This is a genomic window from Bartonella sp. AP258QHHD, from assembly GCF_042196145.1.
In the GTDB taxonomy this organism is placed as follows: domain Bacteria; phylum Pseudomonadota; class Alphaproteobacteria; order Rhizobiales; family Rhizobiaceae; genus Bartonella.
Genome location: NZ_JBHIPR010000020.1, coordinates 961 through 16,407, shown reverse-complemented (window position 1 = coordinate 16,407; position 15,447 = coordinate 961). Strand labels below are relative to the sequence as shown.

At 42.6% G+C, this 15,447-nt stretch carries 15 protein-coding genes; all 15 read left to right on the top strand.

The window, feature by feature from the left end; genetic code table 11:
- Nucleotides 1-1,639, top strand: a 1,639-nt coding sequence (locus tag ACFIMM_RS02900; RefSeq protein ID WP_375682523.1) for a phage portal protein, incomplete at its 5' end; no start/stop codon positions are given.
- Nucleotides 1,640-1,652: 13 nt separating this feature from the next.
- Entirely contained in the window at nt 1,653-2,546 is an 894-nt protein-coding gene (locus ACFIMM_RS02895; protein ID WP_375628273.1) for a hypothetical protein, read from the top strand.
- A 92-nt stretch (nt 2,547-2,638) separates the two neighbouring features.
- The gene (locus tag ACFIMM_RS02890; RefSeq protein ID WP_375628271.1) at nt 2,639-3,766 is read left to right on the top strand and encodes a N4-gp56 family major capsid protein; all 1,128 of its coding nucleotides are present in this window, start codon (nt 2,639-2,641) and stop codon (nt 3,764-3,766) included.
- A gap of 20 nt (nt 3,767-3,786) precedes the next feature.
- A complete protein-coding gene (locus tag ACFIMM_RS02885; RefSeq protein WP_375682522.1) occupies nt 3,787-4,167 on the top strand; it encodes a hypothetical protein in 381 nt (126 codons plus the stop codon).
- A gap of 11 nt (nt 4,168-4,178) precedes the next feature.
- Nucleotides 4,179-4,559 (top strand): hypothetical protein, encoded by a 381-nt coding sequence (locus ACFIMM_RS02880; protein ID WP_375610467.1) that lies wholly within the window; start codon nt 4,179-4,181, stop codon nt 4,557-4,559.
- Between the two features lie 11 nt (nt 4,560-4,570).
- Entirely contained in the window at nt 4,571-5,278 is a 708-nt protein-coding gene (locus tag ACFIMM_RS02875; protein ID WP_375682521.1) for a hypothetical protein, read from the top strand.
- 1 nt (nt 5,279) lies between these two features.
- The gene (locus ACFIMM_RS02870) at nt 5,280-6,737 is read left to right on the top strand and encodes a hypothetical protein (protein WP_375682520.1); all 1,458 of its coding nucleotides are present in this window, start codon (nt 5,280-5,282) and stop codon (nt 6,735-6,737) included.
- A complete protein-coding gene (locus tag ACFIMM_RS02865) occupies nt 6,737-7,162 on the top strand; it encodes a hypothetical protein (RefSeq protein WP_375610955.1) in 426 nt (141 codons plus the stop codon). The genes ACFIMM_RS02870 and ACFIMM_RS02865 overlap by 1 nt, the downstream gene beginning before the upstream one ends.
- A gap of 165 nt (nt 7,163-7,327) precedes the next feature.
- Nucleotides 7,328-8,212: a hypothetical protein gene (locus ACFIMM_RS02860; protein WP_375682519.1), complete on the top strand. Its 885-nt coding sequence runs from the start codon at nt 7,328-7,330 to the stop codon at nt 8,210-8,212.
- Between the two features lie 11 nt (nt 8,213-8,223).
- The gene (locus tag ACFIMM_RS02855; protein WP_375674600.1) at nt 8,224-9,678 is read left to right on the top strand and encodes a hypothetical protein; all 1,455 of its coding nucleotides are present in this window, start codon (nt 8,224-8,226) and stop codon (nt 9,676-9,678) included.
- Between the two features lie 10 nt (nt 9,679-9,688).
- The gene (locus tag ACFIMM_RS02850; RefSeq protein ID WP_375682518.1) at nt 9,689-11,794 is read left to right on the top strand and encodes a glycine zipper family protein; all 2,106 of its coding nucleotides are present in this window, start codon (nt 9,689-9,691) and stop codon (nt 11,792-11,794) included.
- Nucleotides 11,791-12,441 (top strand): transglycosylase SLT domain-containing protein, encoded by a 651-nt coding sequence (locus ACFIMM_RS02845; RefSeq protein WP_375662122.1) that lies wholly within the window; start codon nt 11,791-11,793, stop codon nt 12,439-12,441. Before ACFIMM_RS02850 ends, ACFIMM_RS02845 begins: the two co-directional genes overlap by 4 nt.
- Before the next feature lie 12 nt (nt 12,442-12,453).
- Nucleotides 12,454-13,458: a phage tail protein gene (locus tag ACFIMM_RS02840; protein WP_375682517.1), complete on the top strand. Its 1,005-nt coding sequence runs from the start codon at nt 12,454-12,456 to the stop codon at nt 13,456-13,458.
- Nucleotides 13,459-13,466: 8 nt separating this feature from the next.
- Complete coding sequence (locus tag ACFIMM_RS02835; RefSeq protein WP_375682516.1) at nt 13,467-14,480, top strand: phage tail protein; 1,014 nt, start codon at nt 13,467-13,469, stop codon at nt 14,478-14,480.
- Nucleotides 14,481-14,487: 7 nt separating this feature from the next.
- Nucleotides 14,488-15,447: phage tail protein (locus ACFIMM_RS02830; protein ID WP_375692601.1), on the top strand; the 960-nt coding region annotated here is incomplete at its 3' end.

Sequence of the window (15,447 nt, the reverse complement as noted above, 5' to 3'; positions counted from 1 at the left end):
TGCTGAATATGCAGATAGTGATGCTTTCCAAGACGCTGTCATCTGCGGCATGGGCTGGACCGATACGCGGCTTGATTATGAGAACAGTATAGATGGTGAACCGGTTATTACGCGTTTAGACCCACTGAAAATGGTCTGGGATAGTGCGGCAGTGCAACCGAATTTAACCGATGCACAACGTTTGTGGTATGTAGACCGCAAGCCGTTAGAAGTAGCTAAGCAGATGTTTCCCAAATCTCATTGGACAGAGCTGAGTGCGGATTGGGCGCGTGATGGGAGCTCTCATGAAGGCATTCATCATAATGATCTTGAAGCTTACGATGATGAGAAGGGCATTGATGTTGAAAACGGTCGTCGGATGGTTACACTTGTTGAATGCCGTTGGTTTGAAAGCGAGCGATATTACAAAGCGCCCGATTTAGAAACGGGTGAATTGCGTGATTATAGCGAAGAGGAATTTAAGCAGTTACAGTGCATGATGCCCGATATCCAAGGGGCAGCTTTCAATAAAAAGGTCGTAAAACGTGCTTTTTTAGGGAGAAAATTGCTTGAATCCCCTGATCAACCTTTGGTTCCAGCGGGTCAATTGGGTTGGGAGTGTATAACAGGGTATTTTGATAAGATAGAACGGCAATTTTATGGGGTTGTCCGTCCGACAAAAGATCCACAACGATGGGCGAATAAATATTTTAGTCAAGTAATGCATATCCTTAATAGCCAATCCAAAGGCGGGATAATGGCAGAGCGGGGCGCATTTGAAGATGTGAGAGAAGCTGTAAAGAGTTGGAGCAGAGTAGATAGTATTACGGTTTTAAAAAATGGCGCTTTGGCAGGTGGTAAGATACAGCCCAAACCCGTAGCGCAATTCCCAACCGGTTTTTTCCAACTGTTTAATGAAGCCAAGGAAGCGATTAATCAAGTTACGGGCTTATCGCCTGAGTTTATCGGGACGAGAGAAGTCTCACAAGCAGGGATTTTAGAAGCACAACGGCGTCAATCTAGTCTTAACCTGCTTGCTTGTCTATTTGATGGCTTGCGTTTGTATCGCAAAAGGCAGGGTAAGATTATTTTGCATCTGATACAGAATTACTTGTCTGATGGTCGTTTGGTGAGGATATCGGGTGAGGAGAATGCGCAATATATTCCCTTAACACGTGAAGCGGTGATGAGTGTTGATTACGATATTGTGGTGGATGATGCTCCAACCAGCCCGAATGAGAAAGAGCGCACCTTTGGTATCATCACACAGCTGCTCCCATTGCTTCAAAATGCGATTACGCCGGATATTATGCTTGATCTACTTCGTTATTCTCCATTGCCTGCGTCATTGCTTAATCGTGTGAGTGAGAAGATGCAACAGCAGCAAATGGCACAACAAGCCCAACAACAGCAAATGAATCCGGAACAAGAAATGAAGTTGCAGGAAAAGCAGCAAGATATTGCGGCTAAAAGTCAGATGCAACAGATGGATTTACAAGGCAAGCAGATTGAATTGGTCATGCGTCAAAAGAGAGCAGAATTGGAAGCTGAATTGATGCAACAGAAGCATGAGCTTGAACGGGAGCGTATTCTTAATGAACGAGCGCAAAATCAAATCATGCGTGAAAGAGCGGCAACATACAGAGGAAGAAGCATTTGAGAGAGGTTAGAGAATGAATGCAGAAATGAACGAAGCTATGAATGAAGATTACAGAGTTGGAGCACCGGTCTTTGATGATGAGAGCTCTTTTGATGCCGGCACTTATGATGGTGAAACGATTGATAATGATGACATTACGTCTCCAGAGCCGGTTGCACAGCCCGTTGAAAAACCTTCAGAGATTGTTCCTAGTATAGAACAGCAGCGTATGGAGCAACAAGCCAAACAAGCCCGTGAAGCGCTTGTAAAGTTTTATGAACCCCAATCCCAGACGCCAATGGTTGAAGGTGAAAATGCACCCCCAGACCTACGTGAGGACCCTGTTCGTTTAGTGGCGTGGATGCTAGATAAGATTCAAAAGCAAGATGCGTATATTAGGGAACAGAAAGAAGCGCTAAGACAAGCTGAGGAACAGCAGCAGCATGATATACGTCTTGGTGAATTTTTTAATAATTCTGTTAAGTCGTTTCAAAATAAATCCAGTGATTTTGATGCCGCGGCAAATTTTCTTTATGAGGCACGCGCAAAGGAATTGAGTTCTTGGTCATCACTTTATCCTGAGTATGGACAACAAAACACAATAGATGCGATTATAAGAGATCAATTGCATGCTCTTGTAGCGACTTGTGCACAAAGAGATCTCAATCCGGCAGAAGAGATTTATAGAATAGCGCAAAATCTTGGCTATCAGAACCAAGCATTACAAGCGAATAATCAAGTTGCTGCGCTTCAAAGCCGGCAGAATTCTGCGAGAACCTTAACGGCATCTGGTGGAGGGGGCAGTGTTGGACCAATCACTTTAGCAAGCATTGATAGGATGTCAGAAGAAGAATTTGACGCTTGGATATCAAATCCGAAAAATAAAGCAATTTTTCGGCAATTGCATGGTGCTGGTAACGGGTATTAAGAGTGCATTTTTATAGAAATTAGCCTGTTTTATGCAGGGTTATGGTCCGGCTTTTAAGCCGGTTTTTTTTACAGCAAAGAAAGGTAAAATCAATGGCATTAACAACAGTTAGAGCAGATGATCCTCATGCGATAAGCACGTGGTCAAAATTATTAAATACAGAAGTTTCAAAGGCGATACCTATTGCCCCCCTTATAGGCAAGGGTTCAAACAGCATTATTCAACTTAAAACTGAAACACAGAAGGGCAGAGGGGATTGTGTTACATTTAGCTTACGTACACAGCTTTTGGGACGGGGAGTTACCTCAGGACAGACGCTTGAGGGGAATGAAGAGGCATTACAATTCCTTCATGACAGACTATATATTGACGAGCTTTCGCATGCAGTTCGTGTAGAAAATGAAGGTAGTATAGCGCAACAACGTACAACGTTTGATTTGCGTGACGAAGCAAAAGATGGCTTAGTTGATTGGTATGCAGATCGCTTAAGCTTGATGTTTTTCATTCAAGCTTGCGGATATACAGCAAGGACAATCTCTTTTGAAGATCGGATGATAGATATCGAGAATGTGCATTATGGATTTAATGAACCTCTGGCACCAAGTAGTAAGCGAATTATCCGTCCAGATGGTAAAACCAAGGATGAAGATCTCAGTGAAGCGCCAAAACACAGCTTTAGTTTGAAGCTTATTGACGAAGCTGTAAAAATGGCGAAACTTGCTAATCCCAAAATTCGACCAGTACGTGTGAATGGGGAGAGTGTTTATGTTCTCTATTTGCACCCAACACAAGTGATGCAATTGCGCACCAATACAGAGACTGGACAGTGGCTTGATATTCAGAAAGCTGCTTACACAGGCTCTCGTGCGCAAAACCCAATCTTTGATGGTTCTTTAGGCATGTATAATGGTGTGATTTTACGTGAATCTGAACATGTCACCCATGGGGTTAAATCTACCGATCATACAGCGAAAAAAAGTGTGCGTCGTGCTGTTTTTCTTGGAGCACAAAGTATCGTTATGGCTTTTGGAAATAATCGCAATGTCAATCGCTATAAATTGGTGGAAGAGCATTTCGACTATCAACGTTACTATGGTTTGTCTGCGAAAACACTGATTGGCATGAAGAAAACCCGTTTCAAATTTCCAAATAGCTCTCAAGCAGCGCAAGATTTTGGAACGATTGTTATCCCCACCTACAGTGGTGAACCTGATAATTAATCATAGGGAGGAAACAAGACATGGCAGATCAATTACCCCCTCCATTACAGGGCAGAAATCTACATACCCAACAGGTAAGTTTTTTGCGGTTAAATATCTCGCATAAAGATAAGCATCTTACGGAGAAAATTGGGATATTACCCCGTGGCGCTTTGATCACTTCAATAAAAGCGTTCGTTAAGACGGCATTTTCAGAAGCGAAATTGAAGATTGGCAGCAGCTATGGGGGCAATGAGTTCAGTGAAAAAGACATCAAAGCCCAAGGCACGCAAGATTTTACGCCAACAGATCAAAAGTCTTTTGTTGCAGATGATAAGGAGATGACCCTTTATGCAACACGAGACAAAACCACCGATGCTGGTGAATGTATTGTGGTTGTGCAATTCGTAACAAATCATTGAGGGGATAAGACATGGCAGATTATTTACCACAGCCCTTGCAAGGGAGAAATCTTCATACCCAGCAGGTAAGCTTTTTGCGGCTTAATTTTAGCTATGAAGATAAAGAAAAGGTGATGAAGATAGGCACCCTCCCTCGTGGTGCTTTGATTACTTCGATTAAAGTGTTTGTTAAGACAGCATTTTCGGACACAAAGGTCAAAATAGGCAGCACTGCTGGAGGGACTGAGTTTGGTGAAGCGGAAATCAAACAACAGGCAGTAAAAGAGGTTAAGCCCACCAATCAGAAGGAATTTGTCCCTTATGATGAAGAACTTACTCTCTATGCTAAAGCGGACAAAACGGTACAAGCTGGTCAAGCAAGTATAGTCGTTGAATTCGTGACTAATCACTGAGAGGTATTTTGATGACACGTCATTATATTCGGGTTAAGACTGGAGGACCGATACCTGTAAAGCGAGATGTTTATCGTCATAAGAGAACACTTTCGCACTTAGTGTCGGTCATTCAAGATGAGATTGATGACATAGCCGATGAGTATGTTCAACAAATCCAAGAAAGCATTTTTGCAGCCATTCGTTTTTGTGAACGGGAGACCTTTTACTTTAACGAAAGCCGTGATGTGGTGTTTGAGACACGGGCGGGACAAGGTGTTTATGATGCAAGCACTACCAGCCATATCGAAAGTGCTGTTAAAATCAAAAACGTTTATCTGAGTTCTGATCAACATCATAAGTTTGCATTGGAGTGTAAGGACCATGTTTCTTTAGAGCCTTTGTTATCATCAGAGCAGCAAGGAACGCCGGTTTGTTACAGTTATTTTGATAGGAAATTACATCTTTATCCCACGCCGGATAAAGCCTATCAGATTCAACTCATTCTCTCTCCATTGCGTTTATCAGAGATAGAGAATGTTGATGAGGAGCATCCATGGTTTGTGCACGCGTTTGATTTGATTAAGGCGCGTGCAAAATACGAACTTTACAAGAATATCCTTAAAGAACCCGATTGTGCAACAGCAGCGTACAATGACTTTAACGAACAGTTGCATGAATTGCGTGCAGAGACGTCTCAACGTCATAACGTCACTCGAATAATTCCGACGGATTTCTAATATGGTTTATTTTCCAATCGCTGATTACAGACCAGATGTTGCGGTTGTCAACGGCAGTTTTACGGATATGCTTGTGAATGTTTTACCGGCTGATGGCTGTTACATTCCGATGCCTAATGCAATGGTAGTGTCTCATGCTTTAGAAGAAAAGCCGTTGGGGTGCATAGCCTTTAGAAGTGGCAATGGTGTTAAGATAATCGTAGGAGGAGCCAAAAAGCTTTACAGTTATGATAGTCAAACGAAGGGGTGGAAGGACATAAGTCAAAGTGGTGTGACTTATCATGCGCATGAAGATAATCAATGGTCGTTCGCTTTGTTTGGTCAAAGAATTATTGCGGTGAATAAAAATGATAAACCACAAGTTTTTAATACCCATAGTTCTGAACGATTTGAAGATTTAGGAGGCAATCCCCCGAAAGCAGGATTGGTGAAGGTTTGGGGACCTTTTGTTTGTTTGATGCAATTGACAGATCACCCCAATCGCATTCATTGGTCAGGTTTGGAAGATGCAACCCATTGGACAGTTAAGCAGAAAGATTGCGATTTTCAAGATTTTCCAGATGGAGAATATGTTCAAGGGTCTACGGAATCGACTAATCCCCTCATTTTTATGCGTTCTGCTATTTATGCAGGAACCTTTGTTGCGGGTTCTAAGATTGTGTTTACGTTTCAAAAGATACAAGACAAGCGCGGAGCCCGTAGTGCGTCCTCTATAGCATGTCGAGGGAGTGATGCTTTTTTTGCGAGTGATGGTGGTTTTTATCAGATGAGTTTGGATGGTCAACTTTTGCCGATAGGCTTTGAGAAAGTTGATAGAACAGTTTTTAAAACCTTTGATAAGTTTGCTCTTGATGAGATGCAAGGGGTTATAGATCCCATTGATAACCGGATTTACTGGTCCTTAAAGAGAGGCAATAACGAGCAAACGACCTTTGTTTATGATTGGGGATTGCAGAAATGGTCGACGCTACAGGGAAAACCTTTCACGTTGTTTCCAGTATTTACGACAGGTTATACTTTAGAACAGTTAGATGAGATCTCGATCAATCTTGAGACATTGCCGGCTTCTTTAGACAGCCCTCGTTGGCAAAGTGGCGCCCCAATGCTTGGTGCTTTTGATGATGAAAATCGGCTTGTTATGTTTACGGGAGCACCGATGGAGGCAACGGTTGTTTCGCAAGAATTGGGAGCACCAGATGGAAGTTTTAACTTTATCACGAAGATGTTTGCTGAAGTTGATACGACGGAAGGTCTTTTAAGCATAGGAGAGCGTCGTCTTCGCAATAATCAGACGCCGATTACATGGCACCAAGAGAGGGCATGTTCATATGTCACGGGTGCTTATCATGGTCGTTCGCGCAATCGTTATCACCGCTTTAAATTGCGTATTCCTGAAGGTGTTCATTGGAACCAAATCACAGGATTTAATGTGGATTTACGTCCTTTAGGCAGAGGGTAATGGCAAAAGTCTTTTTGACCACGTCTTGGGATATGGAGCGTATAGCACCATACCTTGAAGACATCATTGCGTCGTTTCGCGAGTATGTGGAACGTTTTAAACATGAAATCACGTTGCAAGAGCTCCTTGAAGCGATTTGCAGTGGCAAGAAACAGTTATGGCTTGTTTTGGATGATGACGAGCGCTTTTTAGCGGCATTCACGACCCAGATACAACAGACAGTTTTAGGAAAGAAGCGCGCTCTGATTTGTGAATGTAGTGGCAAGGGCGTTCTTGATCAAGTTGATAATTTGACATTTGTAGAGGATTGGGCGCGTGAGAATGGGGCTTTTGAGATAGAGATTTTAGGGCGTTTAGGTTGGAAACGTGCACTGAACAAACAAGGTTATGGCATAGATATGCTTTATTATAGGAAGGAATTGTGACATGGGGAGCAGTAGACCAGCAACGACAGAACAGAAGCAGGTGCAGACAAGTGCCCCTCCTGCTTGGACAAGGTATTGATTTATAATGATAATTCACTGTTTTGTATGTTGAATGAGAGTCCCGAATAACGTAGGATTCTCTCGTTTCAANGAAGGAATTGTGACATGGGGAGCAGTAGACCAGCAACGACAGAACAGAAGCAGGTGCAGACAAGTGCCCCTCCTGCTTGGATGCAGAATGTCTTTAAGCGAGGTGGTGCGGATGCGTATAATCTGTATGATACAGGGGCGGGTGGGAATGTTTATGGCGGTCCTCGTGTAGCGCCGTTAAGTGATCAAACGCGCTATGGAATTGGTGGTCTTGGAAGTATTCCACAGCATTATCAAAATCGCTCTTTGATGAATACGATTTACAATCCAACGTTGACAGCAAGCAATCTTGGAAGAGTGGCTTCTGGTGATATGGTTGGACAGAATCCGTCTTTTAATGCCGCCCTTCAAAATAGCTTAGACCGTGTAAGAGATACGATTAACAGCTCTTTTGCAGGTGCGGGTCGTTATGGGTCCGGTGCACATGCAGGTGTATTAGCAAATGAACTTGGTTCTTTGTCCACAAGTGCTACAGCAGACCAGTATAATCGTGATGCGGATCGCATGATGCAAGCCAATGCCATGATAGACCAAGCCAATCAAAATCAATTGGGCGCCTCAAATAACTTCTTACAGGGTTATGGGAATGCCTATTCCAATGCCATACAAGGGGGAGGTGTGCTTGATGCCCACAATCAACGCCTTGTTGATGCCAATAGAGAACGTTGGCTGGAACAAGACAATAGCGGCTGGAATAGGTTGAATATGCTTATGAACGCCGGTCATGGCTTTGCAAGGAATTACGGCACGACAACGAATAATAATACAGCCTCTATGATGCAAGGCAACGACCCTTGGAAGAATTTTGCGACAGTAGCAGGTCTTGCGACAAGTTTTATGGGTATCCCTGATATTTCTAAACCTTTTGGCGCATTTTTAGGCAAAAAATTCGGTGTATAGGAAAGAAAGAAATGGAAAAAAGTTCTTGGTTCGATAACATTTCGCGTTTTTTTATTCCTCCTGATCAAGGTGAACATCCTTTAGTTAGAATGTCTAGAATAGGAGCAGATGGTTTAATACAACATAGTACACATCTCCCACCTACATTAAAACGCAATAGAAGGAGATGGTCTACAGTTCAAGAAGAAAGAGAACGCCAAAAGCGTGAAGAGATCTATGGTCGAAAGCTATTAGGAATGGTTATTCCGAAGATTGGTGAGAGACCTATTGATAAAATGAATCTGTTGCAGAGAGTCATACAGCAGCATCAAGGTCCTGCTACTCCTAGTGCAATTTCTATTGATAAACCGTTTGAGAGTGGTTCTCTTGCGCCTTCTCAAATAGGAACTATTGTTCCGGATGGAGTATATCATGAGAAGAAGGAACCTTATGTGGTTCCTGAAGCAGAAATACCATTTGGTGTTGGTAATCATCCACCACTCCCTAATGCACAGGAGATTAAACAACTTACGCCTATAGTAGAGGCAGCTTCAACACCACAGTCACAAACTTCTCCAGTAGATACTCGAACTGGTTTTGAAAAGTTTGTCCAGTCTGATTTTTATAAAAAGCTTCAAGATCTTTTTGCAGGTATGTCGGCAGCACCGTCAGGCGGTTCTGGGTGGGATGCGCTTGCAAGTGGTGTGAAGCGTCTTAACGAAGGAGATAAACAAAGAGGGCAGGTTAATCAGACCGTCGAATATCTAAAATCTAAAGGGTACAGTGAAGAAGAGGCGCGGTTCATGGCTGGGAATAAAGATGCATTGAATGCTTTTCTATTACAAAAAGTGAACGGCGGTTATGATGCTAGATCTAAAGAAGAAATGGACCGCCTACGAGAAACAATAGATCTTAAAAATAGTGAAGCTATCAGTAGTAATACACTCCATGACATTGAACGTTTTATGAATTATATAGAAGAGAATGGTGATTGGGCTACGGGAAATCTTGCTGATTGGCAAGCTTCTTTTAAGGTTCCTCAACACCGTGATATGCGTTCACTGCTTGATTCCATTAAAAACCGTATAGGTATTGACCGTTTAGAAACGATGAGACGGTATTCACGCAATGGTGCTTCTGGTTTTGGTAACCTTACAGAAAGAGAGCTTGATATCTTAAAGAGCTATTTAGGAGAGATAAAGTACGACTTGGGTCATAAAGAGCTCTTGTTTAGGTTGAAAAAAATCCATCAGATTTTGGCTAAGATGAAATTAGACGTATTGAAATTGCTAGAAGACAGCAGCATTGAATTAACGCAAGAGAGTGTTGATAAGGTTACCTCACAGTCGCATTCTAAAGCTCCACAGCAAGGACATAGTGCAAATGCGCCTGTAGTAAAAAGTGCAGAAGAAATTGAAGCCTTACCGAAAGGAGCAGATTTTATTGTTATTGATGCCGATGGTAAAAGAATGACTATAAGAAAATAGGTTGTGTTTCATGTCTGAACTTAAGAATTATGATAAGTCACTTCTTCCTGAATGGGCTAGAAAGTATAAGGTTATTGGTATTGCTGAAGATGTTCAAAAGGAAACAAATTATCCTGAACTTAAGGATTATGATAAATCACGTCTCCCTGAGTGGGCTAGGAAATATAAAGTAATTGGTCCAGTTCAAGATATTCCAAATACTCAAGAAACATTCAAAGATTTTGCATTTGATGATAAAGATCTTACGTGGTGGGATGCTGTTAGAAGCCATGGTACATCTGGTCTTACAGCAGGGTACAGTGATGAGATACAAGCGGCGAATGAAGCAGGTTTTACGGATTATTGGCGTGGTGATAAGAAAGCAGTAGAGGTTTATAACAGAAGAGTAGCCAAGGAACGCGCTTACCAAAAAGCCTTGGAAGAGAAATATCCATGGTTGTCTTCTGGTGCTTATATTGCTGGTTCGATTTTACCAACATTAGCATCTTTGGGTATTCCCGCATTAAATTTTTTGCGAGCAGGCTCGACTTTAGGAAGTTTAGGTAGGGGAGCTATTGTTGGGGCAGGTTCTGGAGCTTTACATGGTTCTGGTGCAGGAAAAGGTTACAATGATACGGTGAATTCGGCATTAGCCGGTGGTGTTGGTGGGGCAGTTTTGACGCCGGTTGCTGCTTTAGGAGGTATGGGTATTTCTAAGGCAGTTCGTAGTTTAGGAAATGCTTTAAAGTCACCTCCTGTCGTGAGGAATTATTTTAATCCTGCTCGTAAAGAGGTTTCAAATAAAGCTTTGCGAGAAGTTGCCAAGCAACTTTACGATAATAAAACCCAAAAGATCACGGAACGTCTTAGCTCAGAACCTCAGGAAGTATTTTTGACAGATATTAATGAAAAACTACGACAGACTTTGTGGAATGCGTCTAAAACAAATGAAGATGTTTATAATCTCTTGAAACAAGCGCATGAGAAAAGATTAGGCGGTTCTGTTCAACGTCTTGATGATATGATGGAGCAGACGATTGTTCCATACCAGCATAGAGATACTTTAAGCAGGACACTTAAACGGCAAGGAAAAGAGGCTCATGATCATCTCTATGAACAAGCGAAGCAAATTCCAATAGGAAAAGAACATTATCCAGCTCTTAATAAACTTTTTGAAAATAAAGGGTTTCAAAGAGCTCTCAAAGAAGCTGTTAAGACTTTAGAGGAACACCCCCTCAGTATAAATCCTAGACGATTTTATAATAGAAAGTTTAGCAGTATAAACTATAAACCTACGATAGAGTTATTAGATCAAACCAAGAAGTCTCTTGATGATTTAATCGAAAAAAGTAAGAAACATGGCGATAACCAGAAGGTTTTAGGATACGAAATCCTCAAACAAGATTTAGTAAAAATAATGGATCAAATCTCTCCTACTTATCAAGCAGCGCGTGGTAGTGCAGCAAAATTCAAAAATTTTGCAGATAGTTTTGAGAAGGGTAGACAAGCTCTAGGCACGAAACTTGAAAAGAGTATTGAAAGGGATGCAGTTAAGGAAAATCTTTCTAAAGGGAATTGGACAAAACAAAATAATACCTATCAGATGGGTATGAGAAATGCCTTAGATGATTTACTCAGAAAAAGTGATGACCCTATTAATGAATTTTCTAAACTTTTAAAACAAAATCTTGCGTCTGAGAATCTTGAAAGGACCATAGGACCGGAACGGTTTTCTACTTTTAAAAAGGCAGTAGATCAGGAGCAATTCTATTCTGATGCAGCAAAAGAGGGTTTTAGCAAATTTGAAGGCACTCCTGAGGTTTCTCTTTTTGATGGAGTTCGTGTACCACATAGTATTCCTGATATACCAGCTCAAGGCTTAAAATTAGCACGAAACATATTTTTCCACCCGAATGCTCCAGAGGCGCTACGGGCAAGACAAGAGCTAGAGCGCGGTATAGCGAAGTTAGCAACTTTTGGCGTTAAAGGAATGGAGCGCAATGAAATTGCCAAATTGATTCAAAGTGCTTTGAAGTGGCATAAAGCCGGTGTGATAACGGATGAAGGCTTGAAGATTGTTTCTAGAGCTGTAGCAAAAGGGTTAGGTCCTAGTGCTTCAATAGAGTACGCGAAATGACCCGTTCTAGTCCTTCTGTTAATCAAGCGATACGGCAAACGGCAGCGCGTTATGGTTTGCCAGAGAGTTATTTGTACCGTGTTGCGCAAGTAGAAAGTGGAGGCAATCCGAATGCAAGGAATCCCCGTTCTTCTGCGGGTGGGTTGTATCAATTTATAGACAGCACCGCCAAGCAATATGGTTTGCAGGATAGGTTTGATCCCATGCAAGCGGCAGATGCCATGGGGCGGTTGACGCTTGATAATCGCAATCATTTAAGCCGTCTATTGGGAAGAGCGCCTAGTGAAGCAGAATTGTATTTAGCACATCAACAAGGGGCAGGAGGAGCCGCGCGGCTTCTTCAAAATCCCCATGCCAATGCGGCGCAAATTGTTGGGAGCAATGCGGTTGGCTTGAATGGTGGAAACAACGCTATGCGTGCAAGTGATTTTGTCAACCGTGTATTACAGATGTATGGTGGGCAGCCTCATAGAGCAAGTCCTACAGCGCAGGGTGGCATTAGAAATAGAGACAACTTGTTAGAGGTTTTAAGGGCATTATTAGCATCACAAGAAGAGGCTTCGGAAGAAGAAGAGAGTGATGATGATGATAATCCTTTGATGACGCAATTCATGCGGGCATTTTACGGACCATTTTACAGAAGCTAGGATTCACGAGAAATGTCAACGATTTATGATTGGTCGCTTAGAGCGTCGGATAATACGCGCGTGGATAATTTGATTGATTGGTCCGAAGGACAGCAACCTAGCAGTGTGAACACAAGCGCCCGTGTGATGATGCAGCGCGTAAAGGAATACTTGTCAGACACGGGTGGAGAGCTTGAAGGCATTGTTACAAATGATCATGTCCAACAAACGAGTGTGATAAGACTTGCAAGCACTTCACAGTTTTTAGAGTATAAGAATGGTATCGTTTTGCGCTTTATGGCTATGGGTAAGAATGTTGGAGCGACCACGATTGTCTTAAATGCTTTAGATGGCAAGCCGGTTTATAAAGCAACAGAAACGGGTTTATCGCTTTTATCAGGAGGGGAGATCCAACAAGGGTGCATTTATACATTGTTTTATAATGGAGATCATTGGCATCTTGTTAATCCTACCCCACTCCCTTTAGAAGAAGAAGAAAGCAATCTTTATCCCACGGGTTTTATAGGAACGTTTGGAATGCGCGGGATTCCAAAGGATTGGTTAATTTGCGATGGGAAGGCTTATTTGCGTCGTGATTATGGTGATTTATTTGAGACGATAGGAACGGTTTGGGGAGAGGGTGATGGCGCCACGACATTTAATGTTCCCGATTTTCGAGGGATGTTTTTACGGGGGCTTGATGGAGGGCGCAATATTGATGAGGGGCGTTCTTTTGCAAGTGTGCAAACAGATTTAATCGAGTCGCATCAACATCAAGGACAGAGCCTTTCGATGTCTCATTTTACCAGCAACGAAAACTTTTGGGATGGGAATACGACGGATGTGTTGGGCTATCGTCTAGGCTTGTTTGGGGGGAGCTCTCTAGCGAATTTTATGGGCATAGAGCGTGAGAATTTAGGGGGCTACATTGTAAGTTCTCATACTCTTGATGAGAACCAAGAGGTTGTTTTGGAGAGCACTGGTGAAGGCGAGACGCGTCCAGTAAATGTGAGTGTTCTGTTTGCGATTAAGACATGAGGTGTAAGATGTCGACGATCTATGATTGGTCTTTAAATGCCTCCTTGAATGCCTATTGTGATGATTTGATTGATTGGTCAAAAGGACAACGTCCTAGTAGTCTGAATAATAGTGCTCGTGTGATGATGCAACGTGTGCGTGAGTATTTATCGGATACGAGTGGTGTGATTGAAAGCACTTTTACGGTTGATGCTGAACACCAGACGACGTTGATAAGACTTCAAAGCCAATCGCAATTTTTAGAGTATAAGAATGGGATATCAATTTATTTTAAAGCGAAGGGCAAGAATGTTGGGGAAACCGCAATTGCCTTAAATGATTTGGCGGCTAAACCTGTTTACAAGGCGACGGAATTAGGTCTCCGTGTTTTATCGGGAGGCGAGCTTCAAAGGGGGTGCATTTATAGCTTGGTTTATAGGGATCATGCTTGGCAAGTTTTAAATCCTACGCCTCTCTCTTTATCGCAAGAGCCGGTTATCCCTGTTTATCCACTAGGGACGATAGGGATTTTTGGGATGCAAGTTTTGCCAGATGGCTGGTTACCATGTGATGGGAAGGCTTATTTGCGTAGTGATTATCCTGCTCTTTATGAAGCGATAGGGATCAGGTGGGGAGGCGCTGATAGTTGGACGAAGTTTAATGTTCCCGATTTGCGTGGTGTTTTTTTACGAGGTGTTGATGATGACCGCGAGATAGACCGCTTTCGTTATCTTGGCACTTTACAAAATGACGCAATGAGAAAGCATGACCATGGGGGTCAATCCTTTACGATTTTGAATGATGAAAATCAGGAAGAGAGTTGGCATGGTGATATGACGATCATCTGGGGATATGTGTTGAATGACCAGCAAAGATTGAAGCTTGCTGAACGTTTGGGCGTGAGAGCAGAGGATATACGCGTGCACCATAAGCTCGCCTTTCCCCATTCCCACCTTCACATGCGTGATGTTGCATTGGCAAGTTCAGGTGTAAGTGAGACGCGCCCGATTAATATGAGTGTTGTGTTTGGAATCAAGACGTGAGGTTTAGATGTCCACGATTTATGATTGGTCTTTAACGGCATCTGAGAATGGTGGTGCTGATGCTTTAATTAATTGGTCAGAGGGACAGCACCCTAACACGGTTAATAATAGCGCTCGTTTTATGATGCAACGGGTAAGTGAGTATTTATCGGATACGGGGGGTGTGCTTGAAGGGATTGTGACGGTTGATAATAACCAAAAGACGAGCGTGATAAGGCTTCTAAGCCAATCGGCATTTTTAGAGTATAAGAATGGCATATCGGTTTGTTTTAAAGCGAAGGGCAAGAATGTTGGGGCGACAACAATTGCTTTAAATAATCTAGCTGGTAAGCCCGTTTATAAGGCGACAGAAACCGGTTTATTAGCCTTATCGGGAGGAGAGATACAAGATGGCTGTCTTTATACGCTTGTGTATGATGAAGAGCTTACGGGTTGGCAAGTTCTCAACCCGACAAGGGGCAAAGTTTCTTCCTTAAAACGTTTACCTTCCGGTCTGATAGGACCGTTTGCAATGGAGCGCTTGCCAGATGGTTGGTTGCCATGTGATGGGAAGGCTTATTCGCGAAGAACGTATAGAGCCTTGTTTGAAGTAATAGGGACGACGTGGGGAGAAGGGGATGGCGCCACGACGTTTAATGTTCCCGATTTTCGGGGGCTATTTTTACGGGGACTTGATAATGAACGCAATTTAGACCCTTGGCGTTCTTTTGCAAGTATACAACCCTGTTCTTTAAAAGCGCATGAGCATTTTATAGGTCCAGCGTCATCAGAAGGTCTTTCTTCTCGAAAAAAACGGGATGTTTCTTCTTCTGAAGCTCACTTGCAAAGGCGCAAGAGAGCTATAGACGAAGAGTGTGTAGGTTTGAGTGGGGATGCTTTGGACAAGTGTAATCAAGAATTTGACCAAATAGCAGGAAGTCCACAGGTAGAGACTCCCTTTTGGTTTACAGAAAAAGATAAGCCGCCG

Excerpts from the sequence above, each read along its gene's own strand:
- ACFIMM_RS02850 (WP_375682518.1), top strand. The coding sequence starts at position 9,689 with ATGTCTGAACTTAAGAATTATGATAAGTCACTTCTTCCTGAATGGGCT.
- ACFIMM_RS02875 (WP_375682521.1), top strand. The coding sequence starts at position 4,571 with ATGACACGTCATTATATTCGGGTTAAGACTGGAGGACCGATACCTGTA.
- ACFIMM_RS02845 (WP_375662122.1), top strand. The coding sequence starts at position 11,791 with ATGACCCGTTCTAGTCCTTCTGTTAATCAAGCGATACGGCAAACGGCA.
- ACFIMM_RS02890 (WP_375628271.1), top strand. The coding sequence starts at position 2,639 with ATGGCATTAACAACAGTTAGAGCAGATGATCCTCATGCGATAAGCACG.
- ACFIMM_RS02880 (WP_375610467.1), top strand. The coding sequence starts at position 4,179 with ATGGCAGATTATTTACCACAGCCCTTGCAAGGGAGAAATCTTCATACC.
- ACFIMM_RS02855 (WP_375674600.1), top strand. The coding sequence starts at position 8,224 with ATGGAAAAAAGTTCTTGGTTCGATAACATTTCGCGTTTTTTTATTCCT.
- ACFIMM_RS02840 (WP_375682517.1), top strand. The coding sequence starts at position 12,454 with ATGTCAACGATTTATGATTGGTCGCTTAGAGCGTCGGATAATACGCGC.
- ACFIMM_RS02865 (WP_375610955.1), top strand. The coding sequence starts at position 6,737 with ATGGCAAAAGTCTTTTTGACCACGTCTTGGGATATGGAGCGTATAGCA.
- ACFIMM_RS02895 (WP_375628273.1), top strand. The coding sequence starts at position 1,653 with ATGAATGCAGAAATGAACGAAGCTATGAATGAAGATTACAGAGTTGGA.
- ACFIMM_RS02860 (WP_375682519.1), top strand. The coding sequence starts at position 7,328 with ATGGGGAGCAGTAGACCAGCAACGACAGAACAGAAGCAGGTGCAGACA.
- ACFIMM_RS02835 (WP_375682516.1), top strand. The coding sequence starts at position 13,467 with ATGTCGACGATCTATGATTGGTCTTTAAATGCCTCCTTGAATGCCTAT.
- ACFIMM_RS02870 (WP_375682520.1), top strand. The coding sequence starts at position 5,280 with ATGGTTTATTTTCCAATCGCTGATTACAGACCAGATGTTGCGGTTGTC.
- ACFIMM_RS02885 (WP_375682522.1), top strand. The coding sequence starts at position 3,787 with ATGGCAGATCAATTACCCCCTCCATTACAGGGCAGAAATCTACATACC.